The sequence below is a fragment of the Streptomyces sp. NPDC012935 genome, from assembly GCF_042900345.1.
Lineage (GTDB): Bacteria > Actinomycetota > Actinomycetes > Streptomycetales > Streptomycetaceae > Streptomyces.
Map to the genome: position 1 here is coordinate 357,027 of NZ_JBIBBC010000002.1, position 21,871 is coordinate 378,897.

At 71.9% G+C, this 21,871-nt stretch carries 17 protein-coding genes; 6 read left to right on the plus strand and 11 right to left on the minus strand.

The genetic code is table 11. From position 1 onward, the window contains the following. Positions 1-36: 36 nt before the first annotated feature. Both metG and ACFY5C_RS06970 read right to left on the minus strand, forming a co-directional pair. On the minus strand, positions 37-1,752 hold the full coding sequence (gene metG, locus ACFY5C_RS06965) for a methionine--tRNA ligase (protein WP_389441370.1): 1,716 nt from the start codon (positions 1,750-1,752) through the stop codon (positions 37-39). A gap of 132 nt (positions 1,753-1,884) precedes the next feature. Next, on the minus strand, positions 1,885-3,462 hold the full coding sequence (locus ACFY5C_RS06970; RefSeq protein WP_389441373.1) for a VWA domain-containing protein: 1,578 nt from the start codon (positions 3,460-3,462) through the stop codon (positions 1,885-1,887). A gap of 287 nt (positions 3,463-3,749) precedes the next feature. On the opposite strand from ACFY5C_RS06970, the gene ACFY5C_RS06975 reads away from it, so the two are divergent. Then, positions 3,750-5,825 carry a PhoX family protein gene (locus ACFY5C_RS06975; protein ID WP_389441376.1) on the plus strand — a complete coding sequence of 692 codons (2,076 nt, stop codon included), beginning with the start codon at positions 3,750-3,752 and terminating at the stop codon, positions 5,823-5,825. Between the two features lie 40 nt (positions 5,826-5,865). Here the strand turns inward: ACFY5C_RS06975 and ACFY5C_RS06980 are convergent, their stop codons facing one another. After that, the gene (locus tag ACFY5C_RS06980; protein ID WP_389441378.1) at positions 5,866-6,810 is read right to left on the minus strand and encodes a LysR substrate-binding domain-containing protein; all 945 of its coding nucleotides are present in this window, start codon (positions 6,808-6,810) and stop codon (positions 5,866-5,868) included. A gap of 172 nt (positions 6,811-6,982) precedes the next feature. On the opposite strand from ACFY5C_RS06980, the gene snpA reads away from it, so the two are divergent. Further along, positions 6,983-7,654 carry a snapalysin gene (gene snpA, locus ACFY5C_RS06985; protein WP_389441380.1) on the plus strand — a complete coding sequence of 224 codons (672 nt, stop codon included), beginning with the start codon at positions 6,983-6,985 and terminating at the stop codon, positions 7,652-7,654. Positions 7,655-7,938: 284 nt separating this feature from the next. Here snpA and ACFY5C_RS06990 read toward each other — a convergent pair whose 3' ends face one another. The 3 genes from ACFY5C_RS06990 to ACFY5C_RS07000 all read right to left on the minus strand — a co-directional run bounded on the left by ACFY5C_RS06990 (position 7,939) and on the right by ACFY5C_RS07000 (position 12,045). Further along, positions 7,939-9,891, minus strand: coding sequence for an FUSC family protein (locus ACFY5C_RS06990; RefSeq protein WP_389441383.1), 1,953 nt, complete (start codon positions 9,889-9,891; stop codon positions 7,939-7,941). A gap of 41 nt (positions 9,892-9,932) precedes the next feature. Continuing rightward, positions 9,933-10,946, minus strand: coding sequence for an endonuclease/exonuclease/phosphatase family protein (locus ACFY5C_RS06995; RefSeq protein WP_389441386.1), 1,014 nt, complete (start codon positions 10,944-10,946; stop codon positions 9,933-9,935). 298 nt (positions 10,947-11,244) lie between these two features. Beyond that, the gene (locus ACFY5C_RS07000) at positions 11,245-12,045 is read right to left on the minus strand and encodes an alpha/beta fold hydrolase (RefSeq protein WP_389441388.1); all 801 of its coding nucleotides are present in this window, start codon (positions 12,043-12,045) and stop codon (positions 11,245-11,247) included. Between the two features lie 87 nt (positions 12,046-12,132). On the opposite strand from ACFY5C_RS07000, the gene ACFY5C_RS07005 reads away from it, so the two are divergent. Continuing rightward, complete coding sequence (locus tag ACFY5C_RS07005) at positions 12,133-13,452, plus strand: PLP-dependent aminotransferase family protein (protein ID WP_389441390.1); 1,320 nt, start codon at positions 12,133-12,135, stop codon at positions 13,450-13,452. A gap of 88 nt (positions 13,453-13,540) precedes the next feature. Here the strand turns inward: ACFY5C_RS07005 and ACFY5C_RS07010 are convergent, their stop codons facing one another. Together ACFY5C_RS07010 and ACFY5C_RS07015 are read right to left on the minus strand one after the other, a co-directional pair. Next, positions 13,541-14,467 (minus strand): hypothetical protein, encoded by a 927-nt coding sequence (locus ACFY5C_RS07010; RefSeq protein WP_389441393.1) that lies wholly within the window; start codon positions 14,465-14,467, stop codon positions 13,541-13,543. Positions 14,468-14,570: 103 nt separating this feature from the next. Continuing rightward, entirely contained in the window at positions 14,571-15,023 is a 453-nt protein-coding gene (locus ACFY5C_RS07015) for a hypothetical protein (protein ID WP_389441395.1), read from the minus strand. A gap of 156 nt (positions 15,024-15,179) precedes the next feature. On the opposite strand from ACFY5C_RS07015, the gene ACFY5C_RS07020 reads away from it, so the two are divergent. Both ACFY5C_RS07020 and ACFY5C_RS07025 read left to right on the plus strand, forming a co-directional pair. Then, on the plus strand, positions 15,180-16,370 hold the full coding sequence (locus ACFY5C_RS07020) for a PP2C family protein-serine/threonine phosphatase (RefSeq protein WP_389441397.1): 1,191 nt from the start codon (positions 15,180-15,182) through the stop codon (positions 16,368-16,370). A gap of 70 nt (positions 16,371-16,440) precedes the next feature. Beyond that, entirely contained in the window at positions 16,441-17,505 is a 1,065-nt protein-coding gene (locus ACFY5C_RS07025) for a hypothetical protein (RefSeq protein WP_389441400.1), read from the plus strand. A gap of 18 nt (positions 17,506-17,523) precedes the next feature. Here the strand turns inward: ACFY5C_RS07025 and ACFY5C_RS07030 are convergent, their stop codons facing one another. From ACFY5C_RS07030 to ACFY5C_RS07040, 3 genes are all read right to left on the minus strand, one after another. Further along, on the minus strand, positions 17,524-19,524 hold the full coding sequence (locus ACFY5C_RS07030) for an Ig-like domain repeat protein (RefSeq protein ID WP_389441402.1): 2,001 nt from the start codon (positions 19,522-19,524) through the stop codon (positions 17,524-17,526). Positions 19,525-19,633: 109 nt separating this feature from the next. After that, positions 19,634-20,053, minus strand: coding sequence for a hypothetical protein (locus ACFY5C_RS07035; protein WP_389442187.1), 420 nt, complete (start codon positions 20,051-20,053; stop codon positions 19,634-19,636). Positions 20,054-20,229: 176 nt separating this feature from the next. Further along, a complete protein-coding gene (locus ACFY5C_RS07040; protein ID WP_389441405.1) occupies positions 20,230-20,400 on the minus strand; it encodes a hypothetical protein in 171 nt (56 codons plus the stop codon). Positions 20,401-20,507: 107 nt separating this feature from the next. Between ACFY5C_RS07040 and ACFY5C_RS07045 the strand changes: the two genes are divergently transcribed. Next, entirely contained in the window at positions 20,508-21,857 is a 1,350-nt protein-coding gene (locus tag ACFY5C_RS07045; protein WP_389441408.1) for a tetratricopeptide repeat protein, read from the plus strand. The last annotated feature ends 14 nt before the right edge of the window (positions 21,858-21,871 follow it).

Genomic DNA, 21,871 nt, shown 5'->3' on the forward strand with positions numbered 1-21,871 from the left:
CGCCCCTCACGTCATTCAGGACGTCTAGGACGTCATTCAGGCGCCTTCGCCGCCGAAGCGCTCCTTGTACGCCTCCAGGTCCTCGTCCGTGAGCTTGGCGAAGAGGACCGGCGGGACGGTGAAGGGGGTGCCGGCGGGGACGGCCGTGAGGGACCTGGCCTCCTCGGCGCTCACCCAGGTCGCCGTGTCCTCCTTCAGGGCGAAGGCCTGGCGCATGGCGGCCGCCGACGACGGGATGAACGGCTCCGAGACCACCGCGTACAGGTGGATCAGGTTCATCGCGGTACGGAGCGTGAGGGCGGCGCCGTCCTTGTCGGTCTTGATCTCCAGCCAGGGGGCCTTCTCCTCCAGGTAGGAGTTGCCCGCGGACCACAGGGCGCGCAGGGCAGCGGCCGCCTTGCGGAACTGGAGGGTCTCCATGTGCTGCTCGTACTCGGCGAGGAGCTCGGCGATCTGCTCGCCCAGCTTCGCCTCCGCCTCGCCGGCCTCGGCGCCCGCCGGGACCTCCTCGCCGAAGCGCTTCTTGGAGAAGGACAGGACGCGGTTGACGAAGTTGCCGAGGGTGTCGGCCAGGTCCTTGTTGACCGTGGCCGTGAAGTGCTCCCAGGTGAAGGACGAGTCGTCCGACTCGGGGGCGTTGGCGATCAGGAAGTAGCGCCAGTAGTCGGCGGGGAGGATCTCCAGGGCCTGGTCGGTGAAGACGCCGCGCTTCTGGGAGGTGGAGAACTTTCCGCCGTAGTACGTCAGCCAGTTGAAGGCCTTGACGAAGTCGACCTTCTTCCAGGGCTCGCGGATGCCGAGCTCGGTGGCCGGGAACATCACCGTGTGGAACGGGACGTTGTCCTTGGCCATGAACTCCGTGTAGCGGACGTCGGTGTCGACGTCGTACCACCACGACTTCCAGTCGCGCGTCGACGGGTCGAGGTCCGACCACTCCTTCGTCGCGCCGATGTACTCGATCGGGGCGTCGAACCAGACGTAGAAGACCTTGCCCTCGGCCGCCAGCTCCGGCCAGGTGTCGGCCGGGACCGGGACACCCCAGTCCAGGTCACGGGTGATCGCACGGTCGTGCAGGCCCTCGGTCAGCCACTTGTGGGCGATGGAGGACGCCAGGTGGGGCCACACGCCGTCGTGGCGGGCGACCCACTCCATGACCTCGCTCTGCAGCTTGGACTGGAGGAGGAAGAGGTGCTTGGTCTCGCGCACCTCCAGGTCCGTGGAGCCGGAGATCGCCGAGCGCGGGTCGATCAGGTCGGTGGGGTCGAGTACGCGGGTGCAGTTCTCGCACTGGTCGCCGCGGGCCTTGTCGTAGCCGCAGTGGGGGCAGGTGCCCTCGACGTAGCGGTCCGGGAGGAAGCGGCCGTCGGTGGGGCTGTACACCTGGCGGATCGCCCGCTCCTCGATGAAGCCGTTCTCGTTCAGCTTGCGGGCGAAGTGCTGGGTGATCTCGACGTTCTGCGGGGAGGAACTCCGGCCGAAGTAGTCGAAGGCCAGCGCGAAGCCGTCGTAGACCGCCTTCTGGGCGTCGTGCGCCTGCGCGCAGAAGTCCGCCACGGGCAGGCCCTGCTCCTTGGCCGCCAGCTCCGCCGGGGTGCCGTGCTCGTCCGTCGCGCAGATGTACAGGACGTCGTGGCCGCGCTGGCGGAGGTACCTGGAGTACACGTCCGCCGGGAGCATGGACCCCACCATGTTGCCCAGGTGCTTGATTCCGTTGATGTACGGAAGGGCGCTGGTGATGAGGTGTCGAGCCATCGGGGGCTGCTCCCAGGTCGGATTTCGGGTTCTTGGTTCTTTGCGAACCTTGAAATCGTAGCCGACATGGGTGAGCCGCCCGCTTCCCATTTCGCGGGGTGGGAAGGGGCGGCCCGGTGTGATCTTCGGTGGTTACGGACGCCAGGTGGCCAGGATGCCCTCGTAGATCTCCGCGTCCGTGAGCTCCTTCGGGTCCTCGCCGGCGAGGAAGTAGGACATGTTGTCCAGCTTCAGCTTGCGCAGGTAGTCGAAGGCCTTGTTCTCCGGGTCGCCGAACGCGACGAAGGAGAAGAAGACGGCGGGGTGGTCCTTCGCGGCCGCGGTGAGGGCGTGGGTGGCGGGGGTCTTGGCGTCGGGGGCGCCGTCGGTCTGGAAGACGACCAGGGCGGGGGTGCCGGGGGCGGTCTTGGTGTGGTGGGCGATGACTTCCTCGACCGCGACGTGGTAGCTGGTACGGCCCATGCGGCCGAGGCCGGCGTGCAGCTCGTCGATCTTGTTCTCGTGGTCGGTGAGGGTGAGTTCGCCGGTGCCGTCGAGTTCCGTGGAGAAGAAGACGACGTGGACCTTGGGGTCGGTGGCCTCGGGGTCGAGGTGGGCGGCGAGGGCGAGGGTCTGCTCGGCGAGGGCCTGGGCGGAGCCGTCCTTGTAGTACGGGCGCATGCTCGCGGAGCGGTCCAGCACGAGGTAGAGCTTCGCTGTGGTGCCGGTGAGGTTGGTTTTGGTGAGGGTGGCTGCGGCGGCGGTGTGGGCGGTGCGGAGGGTTGCGGGGATGGCCTCGGCTTCGCCGTCGGTCTCGTTGTTCCCACCCGCACCACCCGTGCCGCTTTCGTCGTGGGCTGCGGGTGACTCCTGTGGGGCTTCCTCGCCGTCGGCGGCTGCGGGGGCCTTGGGTGCGGTCTCGGCTTCGCCTTCAGCCTCGTTGTTCCCACCCGCACCACCCGTGCCGGTTTCGTCGTCGGCTGCGGGTGACTCCTGTGGGGCTTCCTCGCCGTCGGCGGCTGCGGGGGCCTTGGGTGCGGTCTCGGCCTCGGCTTCGCCTTCGGCCTGGTTGTTCCCACCCGCACCTCCCGTGCTGGGTTCGTCGTCGGCTGCGGGTGGCCCCTGTGGGGCTTCCTCGCCGTCGGCGGCCGCGGCTGCGACGGGCTCCGGCTCGGGCTCGGGAGTGGTCTCCGTGGCCTTCGCCACCGGCTCCTCCACCACCGGCTCGGAGGCCGGCTTCGGCTCCTCGGCCACCTCCACGGGCGCGGGCTCCTCGGCGGTGGCCGGCTCGGCCGTGATCGGCTCCTCGGCCTTGGCCGGCTCGGCAGCGGGCTCCTCCGCAGCGGGCTCCTCGGGGGCGGTCGGCTCGGTGGCGGGCTCGTCCGTGGCCGGGGGCTGTGTGACCGGTTCCTCGGTGACCGTCGGCTCTGCCGCAGTCGGCTTCTCGGGTGCGCGGTCCTCCGCCGGGTCCGCCGGCCTCGGCACCGCGATGTTGTCGAAGGCGGCCGAGACCAGCTCGTGCTCGTCGTCCGACTCGTCCGGCGTGGGCGGCGTCTGCGGCTCCGACGTGCGCGGTTCCGGGACCTGGGCCGTGGTCGGCGGGGTGGGTTCCGGGGAGGGGGACGGCAGCGTCGGCTGCGGTTCCGGCGAAGGAGTCGCACCCTCTGCTTCGGCGGTACGCCCCTTACGTGACCGTCCGAATGCGTTTCGCAGGAGAGTGAGAATGCCCATGTCCGCAACCCTTCGCGTGAGTTGATGCCCGTCGATCCCTGGCCAGGACGGACACGTAAGGTTAGCGGCCCCAGATGGCGATCTTGGGGAGGGGCGGACACAGAAGGATTCCGTCCGTCGAGGTACGTCAAGGGCTGCATCGCGTCAATTCCGCGGCGCGGGTCCAACTCCCGTACGGATACCTCTGATTCACCTCCAGTTCATGCAGTCGCCCCGCTCCCGCACAAACGTGCCCCTACCGTCCCCCACGCTGCACTCAAGGGGAAGCAAGGGGAGTACAAGAAACCATGCGCATTCAGCTGCCGATCATCAGAACGAACAGTGACTCGCATCCCGGCGGTCGAGCCGCCCTGACCTGCCGGTTCAGGTGTGGTGACGCCTGTTTCCACGAGGTGCCCAACACCACCACGAACCCGTACGTAGGTGACGTGATCGCCGAGGCCGTCAGCCGCCGTACGACGCTGCGCGCCGCCGCCGTCGTCACCGCGGCCGCCGCCGTGGGCGCCTCCGCCACCGTCGCCGCGCCGAAGGCCGAGGCCGCCGAGGCCGCCGCCGCGACCGAGCGGACCGGTACCTTCGGCCGCGGTGCCCGCGGTCTGCGGTTCAACCCCGTCGCGCCGAACACCGCCGACACCGTGACCATCCCGGACGGATACGGACAGAACATCGTCATCCGTTGGGGCGAGCCCATCCTGCGCGGCGCGCCCGCCTTCGACCCGGCGAAGCAGACCGCGAAGGCCCAGGCCGGTCAGTTCGGGTACAACTGCGACTTCCTCGCGCTGCTGCCGGTGCCCGGCGAGCGGGGCCGCCAGATCCTCGTCGCCAACCATGAGTACACCGACGAGGTGCTCATGTTCCGTGGCTACGACTCCGCGAACCCGACCAAGGAGCAGGTCGAGATCGCCTGGGCGGCCCACGGTCTGTCCGCGGTCGTCGTCGAGTCCGAGCACCGTACCGGCAAGCTCACCCCCGTCTCGCGCCACCCGCTCAACCGCCGCGTCACCGCCACCACCGAGTTCCGGATCACCGGCCCCGCCGCCGGCTCCGACCTGCTGAAGACCTCCGCCGACCCGACGGGCCGCAAGGCCCTCGGCACGCTGAACAACTGCGCCGGCGGCGTCACCCCCTGGGGCACCACGCTGCACGGCGAGGAGAACTTCAACCAGTACTTCGGCAACGCCACCCGCGCCACGGACAAGCGCTACGGCATCGGCACCGGCGCCACCGAGCGCAAGTGGGAGCGTTTCGACAAGCGCTTCGACGTCGCGCAGGAGCCGAACGAGGTGCACCGCTTCGGGTACGTCGTCGAGCTCGACCCGTACGACCCCGACTCCAAGCCGCGCAAGCACACCGCGCTCGGCCGCTTCAAGCACGAGGGCGCGACCGTGCGCCTGACCGACGACGGCCGTCCGGTCGTCTACTCCGGTGACGACGAGCGCTTCGACTACTTCTACAAGTTCGTCGGCAGCAAGCGGATGAAGAAGGGCAGCTCGCGGGCCGTGCGGGAGCACAACCTCTCGCTGCTCGACGAGGGCACGCTCTACGTCGCCAAGCTCACCGGTGACTCCCCGGCCATCGAGATCGACGGCACGGGCAAGCTCCCGGCCGACGGCGAGTTCGACGGCAGCGGTGAGTGGATTGCGCTGGCCACGGCGACCGCGAAGGGCGCCGTCTCGCACGTCGAGGGCATGACCGCCGAGGAGGTCTTCGTCTTCACGCGCCTCGCCGGTGACAAGGTCGGCGCCACGAAGATGGACCGGCCCGAGGACATCGAGCCCAACCCGCACACCGGCAAGGTGTACGTCGCCCTCACCAACAACTCCAACCGCGGCATCGGCACGAACGCCAAGGCGGACGAGGCCAACCCGCGCAACGCCAACAAGCACGGGCACATCCTGGAGCTGACCGAGCGCTGGAACCGGGCCGAGAGCACCAGGTTCGCCTGGTCGCTGTTCCTGGTCGCCGGTGACCCGGAGGACCCGGCCACCTACTTCGCCGGGTACCCGAAGGACGGCGTCTCCCCGATCTCCTGCCCGGACAACGTCGCCTTCGACTCGTACGGCAACCTGTGGATCTCCACCGACGGCGCGCAGCTCGGCTCGCACGACGGCCTCTTCGGTGTCGCCACCCGCGGTGACCGGCGCGGTGAGCTCAAGCAGTTCCTGACGGTGCCGAAGGGCGCGGAGACCTGCGGTCCGCTCATCCAGGACCGCCGCGTGCTCGTCGCCGTACAGCACCCGGGCGAGATCGACGGCGCCACGGCCGAGAAGCCGCTGAGCGCCTGGCCCGACGGTGCCGGCAAGATCAACCGCCCGGCGGTCGTGGCGGTCTGGCGCAAGGACGGCTGCGACATCGGCGTCTGATCGACGGACACCGACAGGCACTGACAGGCACTGACAGGCACTAGGGAAGGGCTGGGACCGGCGGCTGCCGCTCGCCGTCGTGTTCCAGCCACTCCCGGTACGCCGGTGCCTGCCGCGCCGCCTCCCAGTACGCCTCCTCCAGCGCGGGAAAGACGCCGTCGAGGTCCGTCTCCGTACGGGCCGCGAGGAGGAGGCGTACGCCGAGCGGGTCGCCGTGCAGGCGCCGTACCGCCATCGTGGGGCTGTCGGCGTGGGTGGGCTGGCAGACGGCGACGACCTCGCCGGTGGCCACCAGGGCGTCGGCCGTGTAGTAGTCGCCGTGCAGGACGTGGGGGTTGACGCCGGCCGCGCGGAACATCCGCTGCACGGCGTCCCACTCGCCGTCGACCGTCGGGTCGACCATCCAGCGGTCGTCGGCCAGGTCACGCAGGGCGACCTCGGACTTCGCCACGGCCGGGTGGTCGGTCGGCAACGACACGAACTGCGGCTCGCGCTCCATCAACACGCGTAGCCGTAGCTCCGGCGGGATACGCAGCGGGCAGCCCTCCACCTCGTGCACGAAGGCGACGTCCAGCTGGCCGTCGGCGACCATGCGCAGCAGGGCGTTGGGGGAGACGTTCATGTGGAGCGTGGGGTCCTGACCGTGGCCGCGCAGCCGGCGCAGCCAGCCCGCCAGGGCCTTGCTCGCGGTCGAGCCGACCCGCAGTTCCGGGCCGCCCACCGCGGCCGCCCTCGCCTCGGCGACCAGGGCGCGCATATCGGCCACCAGCGGGCGGGCCCGGCTCAGGACCAGCCGGCCCAGTGGCGTGGGCCGGCAGCCGGTTCTCGCGCGCAGGAACAGCGCGCCGCCCAGTTCCTGCTCGATCCGTCGCAGTTGCGTGCTCAACGATGGCTGGGCGACGCCCAACTGGCGGGCGGCCCGGTGCAGACTGCCGGTGTCGGCTATGGCGCACAGCGCGCGGAGGTGTCTCACCTCGAGCTCCATGCCCTCGGAGACTAAAGCGGAACAGCTGGTTTCACCAGCCGCACAAATCCCCTCGGATGCCTGCCAATTGGGGCCCTGATAGGGCCGCGCTATCACCGATTGCCATCATCACAGCGGCCCCACAGACGCCGACACTCGCCTTGACGACTCACCCCCCACCTAGGAGTCATCGATGCGTATGTCCACATCCATGTCCGCCCGTACGGCGGCGGCAGTCGGTCTCAGTGTCGCGGCACTCGGCCTGGGCACGGCAGCCCCGGCCACGGCGGCACCCGCCCACGCCCCCGCCACCGCCGGCTACGTCGCCAAGTCCGCGGAGTCCGACGCCAGTCGGGCCTTCTTCGAGGCGGTCGTGAAGTCCGTCGCCGAGAAGCGCGCCGCGAACCCCGGCGCCGCGGCCGTCACCGTCGTCTACGACGCCTCCGGGGCGCCCACGTTCAGCGCGCAGATATCCCGCAGCACCCAGATATGGAACAGCTCGGTGTCCAACGTCCAGCTCCAGCAGGGCTCGAACGCCGACTTCACCTACCGCGAGGGCAACGACCCGCGCGGCTCGTACGCCTCGACCGACGGTCACGGCAACGGTTACATCTTCCTCGACTACGCGCAGAACCAGGAGTACGACTCGACTCGCGTCACCGCGCACGAGACCGGGCACGTGCTGGGTCTGCCGGACCACTACGAGGGCCCGTGCAGTGAGCTGATGTCGGGCGGCGGTCCCGGTCCGTCCTGCACGAACCCCAACCCCGACGCCAACGAGCGCTCCCGCGTGGAGCAGCTGTGGGCCAACGGGTTCGCTGCCGCGATGGACAAGGCGCTGCACAAGGTCGCTGCGGGCCGCTAGCCGCGGAATTGAGCCACCCCCCACACACGGCGCGGTCGCCCTCCTGCACGGGGCGGCCGCGCCGCTTTGGGGTTGGGTGCTGTGCGCCCAATAGCTCGGGTGGCTTGTCCTTGCGGGCGGCTGCGGGTGCGTTGTGGCTGGTCGCGCAGTTCCCCGCGCCCCTGGGTCGGCTGCCGCTCAGGTTGCCTGTGGCGCTGGGTGGGCTGCCGCTCAGGTTGCCTGTGGCGTTGGGTGGGCTGCCGTTCAGGTCCCTGTGGCGTTGGGTTGGCTGCCGCTCAGGGGGCTCAATGGGGTGACGCGATTGCTCTTGCCGCTGCCACCTCCTGGCGTACGGGCTCCAGCACGCTGCCCTCCGGGCCGGTCAGGTCCGTGCGGACCTCGTACAGGGTTTCCGACTCGCGTAGGCCCTCCGCCAGCTCTCTCAGCTGGCGGGCCACCTGGGTGGCCTCGGTGGTGGACGGTGGAGTTGCCCCGTGGGCCACTCGTACCCTCGCCGCCGTAGTCGCGTCGACGATGCGTTCCACTGCGACGACCAGGGGCCACCAGGCGGCTGCCCGGCGGCCGGTGGGCGGCGGTTCGGTCAGGGCGCGCTGGAACTCGGTGCGGATGGCGGACAGGGTGCGGTAGAGGCCGCGGCGCATCCGGGCGCGGGCCGGTGGGTCCACGGGGTCCGGGCCGAAGGCGCCCTCCACGTAGCGTGCCGCGTCCTGCACCGCGTCCGCGAGGCGGGCGCCGACCCGCGTGTGCCAGCTCTCCGGCCACAGCAGGTAACCGGCGATCAGGGCGATCGCGCACCCCATGAGGGAGTCGCCCAGGCGGGGCAGCAGCAGGGCGGTGCCCTGGCGGTTCAGGACGTCCGACAGGAGCAGGATCACCGGGGTGATGGCGGCCGTCTGGTAGCCGTACCCGCGCGGGGTGAGGGCCGGGATCAGCGGTGCGAGCAGGAACAGCACCGGTACGTCCCACCAGCCGCGCGGCACCTCCGCGAGCACCGCCGCAGCGATGACCAGCCCGGCGACCGTGCCGAGGGCGCGCAGCAGCGCGCGCGAGAAGACGGAGCCGAAGTCGGGCTTGAGGACGAAGGTGACGGTCAGCGCGACCCAGTACGAGCGGGGGACCGGAATGAGGGACACCAGCGCCTGGGCGATCCCGATGCACAGGGCGAGACGCAGACCGTAGCGCCAGGAGGCGGCGGAGAGTGTGACGCCCCGCAGGGCGCGGGCGGCGCGGATGCTCAGGGCTGCCGGGCGGCCCAGGCGGTCGTCGATGCCGCGCGGGTCGACGTCCGGGCTGCTGACGACCTCGGCGGCGTGCCGCAGGGCGTGGTCGACGGCGCGACCGGTCTGCGTCGTGGGGGCGGGCAGTTCCAGCCCTATCGGTCCGGTGTAGCCGGTCTCCACGGCGGAGGCGAGATGCCGTACCGCCGCCGGGACCTCGGGCGGCAGGGGGCTGCCGCTGAGACGGGCGGCGGGGGCGGCCTCCACGACCGGGGTGATGGCGTTCAACTGGGCCATCAGGCGGGTGAGTTCGGGGCTGCGGCCGTGATGGCGGGCACGGTGGGCGAGGATGATGTCGTAGGCCTGGTTCAGGGACTGGGTGACGGCGTGCCGACCGGCGTCGTACGCCTGGGTGGTGCCGGCGTCGCTGCCGCCGACCTCCAGCAGTTCGGCCACCGCCCGGTAGGAGTCCGCGACCGCCGCCCGCTCCGGCACCCCCGACCGCAGCGGCCAGGCGAGCAGCGCCAGGGCCAGGACGAGCAGCCCGCCGCCGGCCATCAGCAGTGGTGCCATCCACCACTCGCCCGGCAGCGGCAGCCCCGCGCCGATCACGGACGTCAACAGCAGCAACAGCCCGGACACGGAGGCGACCGCACCGATCGTCGAGATCATCCCGGAGACCAGCGCGACGCCGGTGACGGCGGCGACGGCGACCCAGCCGTGGCCGTACACCAGGGCCCCGAGGGCGATGCCGACGGCGCCGAAGAGCTGCGGGATCGCGATCGTGGGGATGCGCAGGCGGTAGGCGGAGGCGGTGTCGCTGATGACGCCGTTGAGGGCGCCCATGGAGGCGAGGGCGCCGTATCCGGGGCGGTCGACGGCGAGCCCGATGGCCAGGGGCAGGGACAGCGCGATCGCCGCGCGGACCACGGCGGGCCAGTTGACGGGGGCCGGCTGGGCCCGGAGGTTGCGCACGAGCCAGTCGGGCGGGGTGAGGCCGATGGGCAGCTCGCGGGACATGGGGCCCATTATGGGCACCCTCGTTCAGGTCGTCGTCGCCCTCATCGGCGCTGGTGAAGGGTGACGTCCACGAGCAGGGCACGGTGGTCGGTGTCCGGCAGGCCGAGGAAGCGGGCGGTGCGGGCGGAGAAGTCGGCCGAGAGGAGCACGTGGTCGATCTGCACCCCGAACGCCGGCGCGGTACGGGCCGGCCAGCTCGGTGTGCGGTCCTCGTCGGTGAGCCGCGTGGCGTCGCGCAGACCGGCGTCGAGGATGCGGCGGAAGGCGGCGTGGTCCTGGGAGGCGTTGAAGTCCCCGGCCAGGATGACGGGGGTCCTGCCGTCGCCGCCGATGCTCTCGGCGGCGAAGTCCCGCAGATCGCCGAGCTCCCGGCGCCACAGGTCGACGTGCCCGGGCAGCGGCGGCATGGGGTGCGCGAGCTGGAGCCGTACGGCACGTCCGCGCACGTCGGCGACGGCGCCGGGCATGGCCATGGTGCCGTCGACTCCGTCGGCGGGGTCGAGCGGGAAGCGGCTGAGGACGACCGACCCCGCCGACCCGGCCTCGATCTGTGCCGCCCGGTGCGGATAGTCGGTGCTGAGCGCTTCCTTGAGCCGGGCGTCGCAGGTGTACTCGCATTCCTGGACGAACACGATGTCGGGCCGGTCGCGGCGGACGGCGGCGACCAGGGCGTCGGTGGCCTGCCCGAATTCGACGTTCGAGGTCAGCACCCGGAAGGAGACGAGCGGGGGCCCGCCCGGCCGGCCGGTCTTCCCGTACGGCTCGATGTTCCAGGCCAGCAGTCCGAGGAGCGCGACGGCCCACACGACTGCGAACCACGAGCGCGAGAAGAGCGCCAACAGCAGTCCGAGGCCGGCGGGCACGAGCAGCCACGGCAGGAAGGCCAGGAGCTGAGGGACGGGGGTGACGCCGTCGACGTCGGCGACCCGGCAGCCGACGACCACGCTGATGCCGAGGAACAGCAGCGCGGCCGTCCATCTGCCGAGCCTGTGCCCGGTCCGCCGCCCTCGCTCGCCGTCCCGGGAATCCGTCCACTCGGCAGCAGCAGTCTCCAAGTCCCGGCCTTCCGCTCGCGGGTGGGATGCCCGAATCCTCCCTCAAAGACGGGGGCCGTGGGGTGAAGGTTGCGCGGACGCCGGTCCGAGCTCCACGGGCCGGACTCGGGAGGGGGCCCCGCGGTGTGCGCCGATGATGAGGCGTCGGTCGCCGTGTGGAGGAAGGAGATCCGGGACGCCCGTGCAGGTCGACTGGCTGACCCTGCTGTTCGCCCCCATCGCCGTCATCGGTCTGGTGATCACCTTCGCCGCCACGCGTTCGAAGTCTCGTCGCCGGAGTCCGTGGCAGGGGTGCTGATCAGTCACGTACCGCGGACGGGCCCCCGTCCACCCGCGCCAGGAACTCCCCCAGCGCCTCGTCGAACTCCGCCGGACGCTCCAGGTTCGGCATGTGGGCCGCGCCCGCGATCACCCGCAGGGTCGAGTCCGGGAGGGCCGCGTGCATGGCCTCCGCGTCGGAGACGGGGGTGAAGGCGTCGTCCGCGCCCACGACGACCAGGGCGGGGACCGTGACCCGGGTGAGCAGGTCGCGGTAGTCGGGGCGTTCGGCGCGACCGCGCAGGGCCGCCGCGGCGCCCTCGGGCGGGGTCGTCGTCATCATGCGGTGGACGTGGGCCTTGACCGCCGCATCCGCGTACGGCGCGACCATCTTCTCCAGCACCTCGTCGGCGTACCCGCCCATGCCCTCGTGCAGCAGCCGGTCCGCCATGGCGTTCCTCGTCCTCTTGCCTTCCGCCGTCTCCGCCGCCGGGAACGTGTCGGCCAGGACCAGACCCCTGATGCGGTCGGGGAAGCGGGCGTAGCACTCCATGACAATCTGGCCGCCCATCGACAGGCCCGCCAGCACGAAGGTCTCCACCTTCAGGTCGTCCAGCAGCACCTCGATGTCGTCGGCGAAGGCGGAGAGCGGGGTGACGCCGGGGACGACCGGGGAGGCGCCGTAGCCGCGCAGGTCGGGGGCGACGACCCGGCGGCCGGCGGAGAACGTCTCGATCTGCGGCGCCCACATCGTGCGGTCGAAGGGGTGACCGTGGACGAGGACGAGAGGGACCGATGCGATATCGGCTCCTCTGTCCTCGTATGCGAGGAAGGGGCTCATGGGGACGACCCTAGATCGGCCAACTCCTCGGTGCAATAAGATCTTTGCCCTCGGTGCAATCCGGGAGAGCCTGCGCAGGGGGAGTCCGTGGACGACTATCGGCGTCTTGCCGACCGTGTGGCCGACGACATCGCCGCCGGACGGCTCAGACCGGGCGAACGGCTGCCTCCGCAGCGGGTTTTCGCGCGGCGGCGCGGGATCGCCGGGTCGACGGCGGGGCGGGTGTACGCCGAACTCGTACGGCGCGGGCTGGTCGTCGGTGAGGTCGGCCGCGGGACCTTCGTGCGGGCCGTTCCGGCGGGGAACGGGCGGGCGCTGGTCGAGGCCGCGACCGCCGCGCCGGTCAACCTGGAGCTGAACTACCCGTCCGCGCCCGGCCAGTCGGAGCTCCTCGCCCCCGCCCTCGCGCCGCTCCTGCGGCCCGACGTCCTGACCGACGCGCTCCGCCCGGCCCCCGCCACCGGCACACCCGAGGCCCGCCGGGCGGCGGCCGGCCTCCTCGCCACCCCGGGCCGGCACCCCGCCCCCGACCGGATCCTGTTCACCGGCAACGCCCGCCAGGCCGTCGCCGCCGCGCTCGCCTCCCTGGTCCGGCCCGGCGGCCGGGTCGGCGTCGAGGCACTGACGTATCCCGTGGTCAAGGAGATCGCCGCCCGGCTCGGCATCACCCTGGTGCCGCTGGCCACGGACGAGGAGGGCCCGTGCCCGCAGTCCGTCGCCGCCGCCCACCGCACGGCTCCCCTGGCCGCCCTCTACCTGCAGCCGACCCTGCACAACCCGACCTCGGTGACGACGAGCCCCGAGCGCAGAAGCCAACTCGCCCATATGGTAACCGACTTGAACATCCCCGTCGTCGAGGACCGCATCTGGTCCTTCCTCACGGACGACGACCCCCTCGCCGCCCTGGCGCCCGGCCTCACCCATGTCGTCGACGGCCTCTCCAAGCGCGTCGCACCCGGGCTCACCGCCGGCTTCCTCGTCGTACCCGAGGAGCGGGTCGAGACGGTGGCCGCGGCCGTCCGGTCAGGGGGGTGGAGCGCGGGGCGGTTCGCGCTGGAGGCGGCCGTGCGGTGGATCGGGGACGGGACGGTGGAGCGGCTGGTCGCGGCGAAGCGGGCGGACGCGGAGCGCAGGCAGCGGATCGTCGGCGAGGAACTGCGCGGCTTCGCCGTACGGTCCGATCCGCGCGCCTATTTCGCCTGGTGGGAGCTGCCCGCGCCGTGGCGCGCGGACACCTTCACAGCCGCTGCCGCCGCGCACGGCATCGCCGTCACACCCGGTCCCGCCTTCACCGTCGACCCGAACCGGACCCCGGACGCGGTCAGGCTCGGGCTCGCGTCGGTTCCTGAGTCGGGTCTGCGGTGGGCGTTGCGGGTGCTCGCCGGCGTCGTGCGAGCAGGTCCGTGAGGCGGCAGGTGCGGGCCGTGGTCGGGCCGGGGGTGGTGAGCGGCCGGGACGCCGGCGTGGGTGAGGCGCGTGGGTTCGCCGGACGCGGTCAGGCTCGGGCTCGCGTCGGTTCCTGAGTCGGGTCTGCGGTGGGCGTTGCGGGTGCTCGCCGGCGTCGTGCGAGCAGGTCCGTGAGCCGGCAGGCGAGGGCCACGGTCAGGCCGAGGGTGATGAGCAGCCAGGACACCGTGCGCAGGGTCTGGGTCAGGGCGTCGTAGACCGCGCCCGCGGCCGGGCGGTGGGCCGCCTCGGCGAGGCCGGCCAGGGTGAGCCTGCGGCCGATCGCGAGTGCGAGGAGCAGGAGTGCGCCGCCGAGTGCCGTGCCCAGGGCCGTCGCCGTGATCGCGCGGCGGCGGCAGGCGGCGACGGCGATGCCGGTCGCGGCGAGCGCGGCGGCCGAGACGGGCAGCCAGAACCCGGCGACTTCGAGCACGTCGTACCCCTTCCTGAGCCGGTCCAGCTCGTGGGCCGGGAGCACGGGGACGTCGGTGTGCTCGACCGGGATGTGGTGCGCGAACGGGATGTTGTCCTCGGTGAGCTGGTGTTTGACCTGGGCCGTGACCGGGGCGAGGTCGACGGTGACCGTGCGCTGTCGACCGTCCTGCAGGGCGCTCAGCACCGCGTCGTGGACGGCCCTGTTGCCTGCCTCCCACGCCGTGCGGAAGGCCTCGGTCCGGGTGAACGAGCGCACCGCGTCCCGCACGAAGGGGCGCACCGCGCCGCTCTCGGGCGACACCGGGGACACGGGGGAAGCGTCCAGTCTGTCGCCGACCGCTTCCGTGATCCCGGCACCGACGGTGTCCGCGACCGCGCCCTGCACCGCCGGGTCGGCGGCCAGCGGCGCCATCGCGGTCACATACCGGCCGGTGTCGACCAGCGCGTACGTCACCCAGGCCGCCAGCGCGCCGAACGGCACGAGGAGGCACGACAGGGCGATCAGCACTGCCGACAGGGCGTTCCGCAGACGGGTGGACACCCTCTCAGGCAAAGGTCACCGGGGGCGCGGCGCCAGCGATGTGCCTGCATACGGCGGCACTGTTCCGCTCTCCCGGGCACCGTTCACCCGAACGGGTGGCAATTCAGAGGCGGTGGCCCTGGGCGTCCTCGTGCGTGTAGTAGCGGTAGAACATCACGACGAAGCAGGCCGCGCCGATCGCGAGCCCCATGATCGAGGACCTCAGGGCCGTGTTGGGGGCCTGGCTGTAGAGGAACCCGAACGTGCCGCCCGTGAAGGCGGCCCACAGGAGGGCGTGCACCTCCCGGATCATCCGCGAGGCGACCCAGCGCACGGCGACGTACAGCACCATGAACGCGGCCGCGGTGACGAAGCCGAAGAGCAGGTTCCAGCCGGTGATCTCCCCGCCGGAGCGCCGGTTCGCCGCGGCCCAGTAGCCGTAGACCAGCCCGAGGACGACCGGCACGGCCACACTCGCGACGCGGTGCGTCCGCGCGCTGAACACATCGGGCAGACCGCTCAACCCGGTCGTACCCGTCCGCCGGGCCCGTCCGGGCGCCGGTGCCGCATGAGCCATGAGAGCACTCCTCTCTCTCCACGCCCCCGCCATCCAGAGCACACCTGGGGCGGCCGGGTGGCAAGTCGGCGGTGCCGATCCGGCCCGTCCGGCGTTCGAGGGCGGGGGCCGGGTACCCGGATGCGGCGTGTCGAACGCCGTGCTTCGCTGAAGCCCATGAGGGCCGTAAGCGACGGTGAAGCCGGCCCGCAGGGCGCCGCACGCCGGTCGGGGATGCTGAGCGTGCGCGGTCACAGCGTTGCCTGGGTGCCGCCGCTGGTGCTGCTCGTCGGCATCGTGGCCGTCGACTTCAGGACCAGCAGCGACTTCCGGATCCTGTCCTGGATCGTGCTGGTGCCCGGTATCGCCGCAGCGATCTGCGGGGTGTGGGGAACGGCGGTCTTCGCGGTGCTCGCCCCCGCCACCTACCTGGCCGCCGACGCGGCCCTGCCGCACGAGTACCAGGCCGGCCTGCCCGACCTCGTCCTCGCCGGCATCGGCGGTGTCCTCGCCACGCTGGCCTGCGTGGTCCGCGTGCGCGGTGAGCGGCGCATGCTGCACATACAGGACGTCGCCGCCACGATCCGCCGTACCGTGCTGCGCCCGCTGCCGCCGGGCTGGGGCGGTCTGGAGCACGCGGCCGTCTATCTCGCCGCCGACAGCGAGGCCAGGGTCGGCGGAGACTTCTACGACATCCAGATCGGCCTGCACGGCACCCGCGTCATCCTGGGCGACGTCCAGGGCAAGGGGCTGGGCGCCGTGGAGGCGGCGGCCGCACTGCTCGGCACCTTCCGGGAGAGCGCCTACCACGAGCCGGACCTGGCGAACGTCGCCGTACTGCTGGAGGAGCGTCTGCTGCGGCACATCCGCCTGCGCGCGGCTCTGGGCAAGGAGGAGGGAGACCGATTCGCCACCGCCGTCCTGATCGGCTTTCCCGAGGAACAGCCGGACACGATCGAGGCCGTCGTCCTCGGCCACGACTGTCCGCTCGTCGTCGGCCCCGACGGCGTGGAGCCCCTGCAGCACGGAAACGCCCTGCCTCTCGGTTACGGCGGCCTGGCCCCCGCCGACGGTCCCCCGCCCGTGCACCGGGCGCCCCTGCGGCCCGGCGAGACCCTGCTGCTGACCACGGACGGTGTGACCGAGGCCCGGGACGGCGACGGCGTCTTCTTCCCGCTCGACACCGAGGTCGCCAAGGCCGTCGCCGCCGACCCGGGCCTCGCACAGCCCCGGCGCCTGGTCGACTTCGTGCGGGAGAGCACGCTGCGGCACTGCGGAGGGCATCTGGTCGACGACACGACGGTGTTCGCGGTGCGGCGGACGGCCGGTGTGGGGAATGGGGACGGAAACGGACGTTTGCAGCCCTGAGATCCCCTCTTTGCAGCCGCAGCGGTTACGGTGCTGCCGTACGTGATCGACGGGGGATGGGGAGGGACCGATGCCCGGAACAGTGCTGTTGCTCGCCGCCTCACCGGCGGGCAGAGGCTGTCTGGTGGACGCCGCCTCCGTGCTCCCCGTCCTCGCGGCGGTTCCGCCCGCGGTGCTGTCCGGCACGGACACCGCCAACGTCGTCGAACTCGCCGACCCCCTGGAGCCGCAGGCCGTCCTCACCCGCCTGCGCGCCGCGGCGGTCGCTCCCGGCCCGCTCACCGTCTTCGTCGCCGGCCAGCTCCAGCTGGACCGCCGCCAGCACCTGCCCCACCTGGCGCTGGCCCGGTCCACCCCCTCGACCGTGCGCTACAACGGCTTCCCTTGGCACTGGATCCGCGAGGAACTGCGCCTGCGCGCACCGGGTTCCACCTCGCTGGTCCTCGATCTGCACGCCGACCACGAGACCTGGCAGTGGCTGCTGGCGAACCCGCTCGACTCGGGCCGCGACCATGCCGTCTACGGCCGGATCGCGCCACCGCCGAACCGGCGGACGCTGGCGGGCCCGGCGTACATGAAGGCGGTCGCGACCCTGCTGCGCAGCGGACACCGCCCGCCCCTGGACCAGTTGCACCAGTTGGCGTTGCAGCGGATCGCGCCCGAGGGCGGGGTCGGCATCGACATCGTGCTGACCGCACAGGGCCCCGTGCCGAGCGACCCGCACGCCGCCATCACCAGCGCCGTCCAGGCGGGCCGGCACGGTGACGCCGACGCGCTGGCCGCCCGGCACGAGCAGACCGCCGTCCACACCCATGGCCACGCCTCCGAGGAGGCCCTGCACTGGGGCGAGGTCCGCGCGGACCTGGCGATGCTGGCCGGGGACCCGGTGCGCAGCTGCCGCACCTGGCTGACGGTCGCCTCCTCCCGGCTCTCCGCCGGACAGGCCCCGGACACGCCCGCTGTGGAGGCCGCGGTGGACCGTGCCCACCACCAGTGGGGGCAGATCCGCGACACGACCCTCGCCCGCGAACTGGGGCCCGTCCTCGTGGAGTTGAGAAGCCGGGTGCCAGGACGCCGGCGTGGCGCCCTGGAGAACATCCACCGGCAGCTGCGGCAGCTGCAGGTCAGCGGCTGACGGTTGGGTGATGACGGCTCAGCGGGTGAAGGTGAAGTACTTCCAGCCGCCGTACGTCGTCGTGTTGACGTTGTCGCCCGACGCCGGGTCGACGTAGGACGAGCGGACCCGGAAGCGGGCGCCCGTGGGCGGGTTGTCCTCCAGGAGGACGGAGTCCTTGCCGTAGCGGTCCAGCCCGAAGTACTCGGTGGCCGTGGTGTGCCAGGCCCCGCTGTAGAACTGCTGGATCTGGAACTGGTACTTGCGGCCCGGGTACATCGTCATCGTCGTGCTGAGGACCGGGTCCTTGGTCTGGCGGAAGTAGTGGTACTTCGCGTTCCAGGCGGTGGCCGTCTTGTAGTACCCGCTCAGCGACGTCGAGACGCTCACCCTGGTGTAGACGGTGCCCGTCGCCGTCTTCGCGGCGTACCGCGTGTCACCCGTGAACTTCGCGCTGACCTTGGTGTCCCGGGTCAGGCGCAGGCTCGCCGTCAGGTTGCCGCTGGAGTCGACCGTGCCCTTCTTCACCAGCGTGTTCGGCTTGTCGGAGCCGTGCGGGTCGGCCCAGATCTCGACGCTGCGGTTCTTGTACGTGGTGCCGAGGTGCGCGGTGAAGGTGACGTCGCTGTTGTAGGCGTACACCTTGCCGCTGTTGTTCAGCGTCAGCGTCGTCGCGGTCCTGGCGACGGTCACCGAGTCCGAGGCGGTGGCGGGGGCGTGAGTGGCGTCGCCCGCGTAGGCGGCGGTGTACGTCACCTTGCCGCCGGCCGGCGGGGTGTCCGTGAAGGAGTACGTCCCGTCCGCCGCGACGGTCGCCGTGCCGAGCGCCTTGCCGGACCGGGACTCGTCGTCGGTGCGTGTGACCGAGACCGTGGTGCCGGCCGGGAATGTGGCCGAGGAGGCCAGCGTGCCGGTGAGGGTGAGGGGCTTGGCGCGGGTCGCGGTGGCGGGGGCGTCGACCGTGAGGGTGGTGGCCGCCTTGGTCGGGGCGTCGAAGATCCGCAGCGAGTAGGCGTCGTTGCTGTTCAGCGACACCGCGAACAGCTTGCTCTCGTCCGGCGCCCAGGCCAGGCCGCGGGCGGCGAGGGTGTCGGAACCACTGGTGGAGCCGGTGTTGGGGAAGTCGTACTGCTTGAGCGGGTTCGGCTCGCCCGGCTTGAAGACGTGCACGTCCGGGTCGTACCAGGAGCTGGTGCCCGCCGCGACGTCGCCGTTCGGCGCGATGTCCACCGCGTTCGGGTAGGTGTTGGTGACGTACTTGCCGTCCGCGGACAGGTCGGTGAGCTTGTAGACCGCCTGGTAGTACGGCGCCCCGCTGGCCGTGATGACGTCCTTGCCGTCCGGCGTGACCGCGAGGTCGGCGAGGTTGCCGCCGCCGGTGTTGCCCGGGTCGAAGGCGTGCGCGGTGCGGCTCGCGGTGCCCGACGCGACGTCGTACACGGCGAGGACGACCGGGCTCTGGCCCGGCGCGCCCGCGACCAGCGTGCCCGGGGCGCCCGCGGAGGCGTCCAGGATCGGGGCGTCGTAGAAGGTGCGGGCGGTGTCCTGGCCCAGGGTGACGACCGGCTCGGTGCCGCTCAGGTCGAGCGAGCCGATGTTGCCGTCGCCGCCGGCGCCGTAGCTGAACCAGAGCTTGCCGCCGGTGAGGGCCACGTACCTGGGACCGTCGGCCGCGCCGGTGGCGTAGCGGTGCGCCTCGGTCGCGGTGGCCGTGTCGATCGCGACGACCGCGTCGGCGTCCGCCACGGCCGCGTACACGGTGCCCGAGTCCGGCGACAGCTCCAGGCCGCGCACGCCGGGCAGGGAGCCGACGGTGCCGACGAGTGTGCCGGCGTAGTCGGTGACCAGGACCTGGCCGGCGGTCGGGTCGCTGATGAAGACCCGGTGGTGCACCCCGTCGACGACCATGTCGCCGGTCGACTTCAGGGGCAGGGACGTGCTGGAGTCGGCCGCCGCCGACCCGGCGCCGGTCGCGACCAGGGCGACCGAGCTGAACAGGACCGCCAGTGCCGTCGCGGTCGGAAGAAGGCGTCTGCGCACGGTTTTTCGAACCCCCCGGAACGAAAAATGAGTGGGGCGGGCGCGGCAGATGAGGGCACGCGAGCCGCCGTGAGTGATCGAAGGCTAGGCGATGGCACTGACATCCGGTTCACAGGGGCGTAAGAGACCGGTGAGAAGCGGAGGAGACCGGCTCCCACAAGGTACGCCGGAGTTCTTCGAACGCGGTCGGGCGAGGTCGGTCCGGCAGGAAGTCGCGGATGCGCAGGGCGCATCCGGCCGGGGTGAGGACGTCGGTGTGGACGTCGAGGTCGTGCGTGCCGTGGGAGTGCACCTGGTCGAACTGCAGGGCGGCCAGGCCCGGTTGGCGGTCGCCCCGTTCGAGCTCCCGGCGCTCCAGCTCCGCCAGCGGGCAGCGGACCCCGATCAGCACCGTGTCCTCGGGCACGAGCAGATCGAGGAGGTCCAGCAACCGCCGGCGGCGGCTGAGCGGGTAGTCGACGACGAGGTTGTTGCCACCTGCTGCCATGCCGGCTACCGCGCGGTGGAAGCCCTTGGCGGCGCGGTCGATCTCGGCCTGGAGACCCTGCTCTTGCCGGAGCTGGAGGTTCCGTTGAGCAGGACGACCGTTCCCGGGCTCGTTGTCCCGGGGATGCGGGCGTGGGGGTCGGCGTGGTCATGGACGTGAGTCGTCAAGGCGGGTCCCCCGTGCGCGCAGTGGTGTGTGTCGCGGTTGCTCACGAAGATCTACGGCGCCGTCGGCACCGGGATGACATGCTGGGTCGGTTGCTCTGTCCGAGCCGGTTCCGCCGCTCGGGCGGGGCCCGTGTTGGCTGCCAGGATCAGGGTTGCCACGGCGATCACCGCCGCGGCGAGACCACGGGTGTAGCGCTCGGTGGTGCTGGTGCGTTCCTGCACGGCGACCTCGCAACAGCCAGGTGTTAACCACGTTTAATACGCGGTTTAACCTATGGGCTGTCGGAGTCGAACGGCAAGGGGCACAGGGGGAGTTGGGGGCGTTGAGCGTGTCTGACCGTGATGACCCGGGGACGATCGGGCGAAGAGTGCAGCAGTTGCGGGCCGATCGTGGGCTGACGCAGCGACAGTTGGCGGAGCCGGCGTACACCCCCGCGTACATCTCCACCCTGGAGGCCGGACGGGTGCGCGCCTCCGACGAGGCGCTGCGACACATCGCGCACCGGCTCGGCGTGGCCTTCGATGAGCTCGCCACCGGACGGCCCGCGCACCTCGTCACCGCCCTGCGGATGCGACTGACCGAGGCCCAGCGCGCCCTCGCCACCGGCGACGCCGACGCCGCGGCCGAGCAGTACACCGCGCTGCTCGCGGACGCGGACGCGCACGGGTTCGCCGAGGAGCGGGCGGCGGCGCTGCTCGGGCTCGGCGAGTGCGACATCGACGTCGGGGAAATCGACTCCGCCCGGCGGTACTTCGAGCGCGCCGAACAGGTCCTCGCGGACGCCGACGCTCCACTTCCCGCCCGGGTGCCCGCGCTGCGCGGCCGGGCCGTGTCGCACTACCTCGCCGGCGAGCTGCGCTACGCCGTCTACCTCATCGAATCCACCCTCGACGAGCTCAATCGCGGCGGACTGCACGACCCCGACGCCCTCCTCCTGCTCTACGCCAGCGTCATCGGCCCCTACATGGACATGGGCGCCCACGCCCGCGCCGCCCAGGCCGCCGAGTACGCCCTCGCCCTCGCGCCGCAGGCCGCGGACCCCGCCCTGGTCGCCCGTATGCACCGGTCCGTCGCCCGCACCCTGCTCGCCGAAGGCCGCGTCGCCGAGGCCGACGCCTCCCTCGCCAAGGCCGCCGAGCTGTACCGGCAGCTCCAGATCCGTACCGAACTGGCCAACTGCCACTGGATGCGCGGCTACGTCTACGCCCAGAACGGCGACCTCGCGGGCGCCGAGGCCGAACTGCGCGAGGCCCAGACGATGCTCACCGCCAAGCGCGCCGCCCTCTACACCAGCCAGGTCGCCGTCGAACTCGCCGACGTGCTGCACCGCCGCGGCAAGTCCGACGAGGCCGCCGCCCTCCTGCACGAGGTGCTCAGCGACCTCAGCCCCGAACGCGGCGCCCTGCACTCCGCCGCCGCCCACCGCCTCCTCGGCATCATCGCCGAGGACGCCCGCGACACCGAGGCCGCCGAGGAGCACTACGTCCGCGCCCTGAGCCTGCTGGAGCGCGCCGGTGCGGCCGGTGACCTGGCCGACCTGTGCCGGCTGCTCGGCGATCTGCTCCGTCGTACCGGAAGGGTGGAGGCGGCGCTGGACGCGTACCGGACGGGACTCGGCCACCGTACGGCCCCCGGCACCACCACCCTCGGACCCGCACCCGCACAGCCCCCTCTGTAGGGAACCCAAGCCGG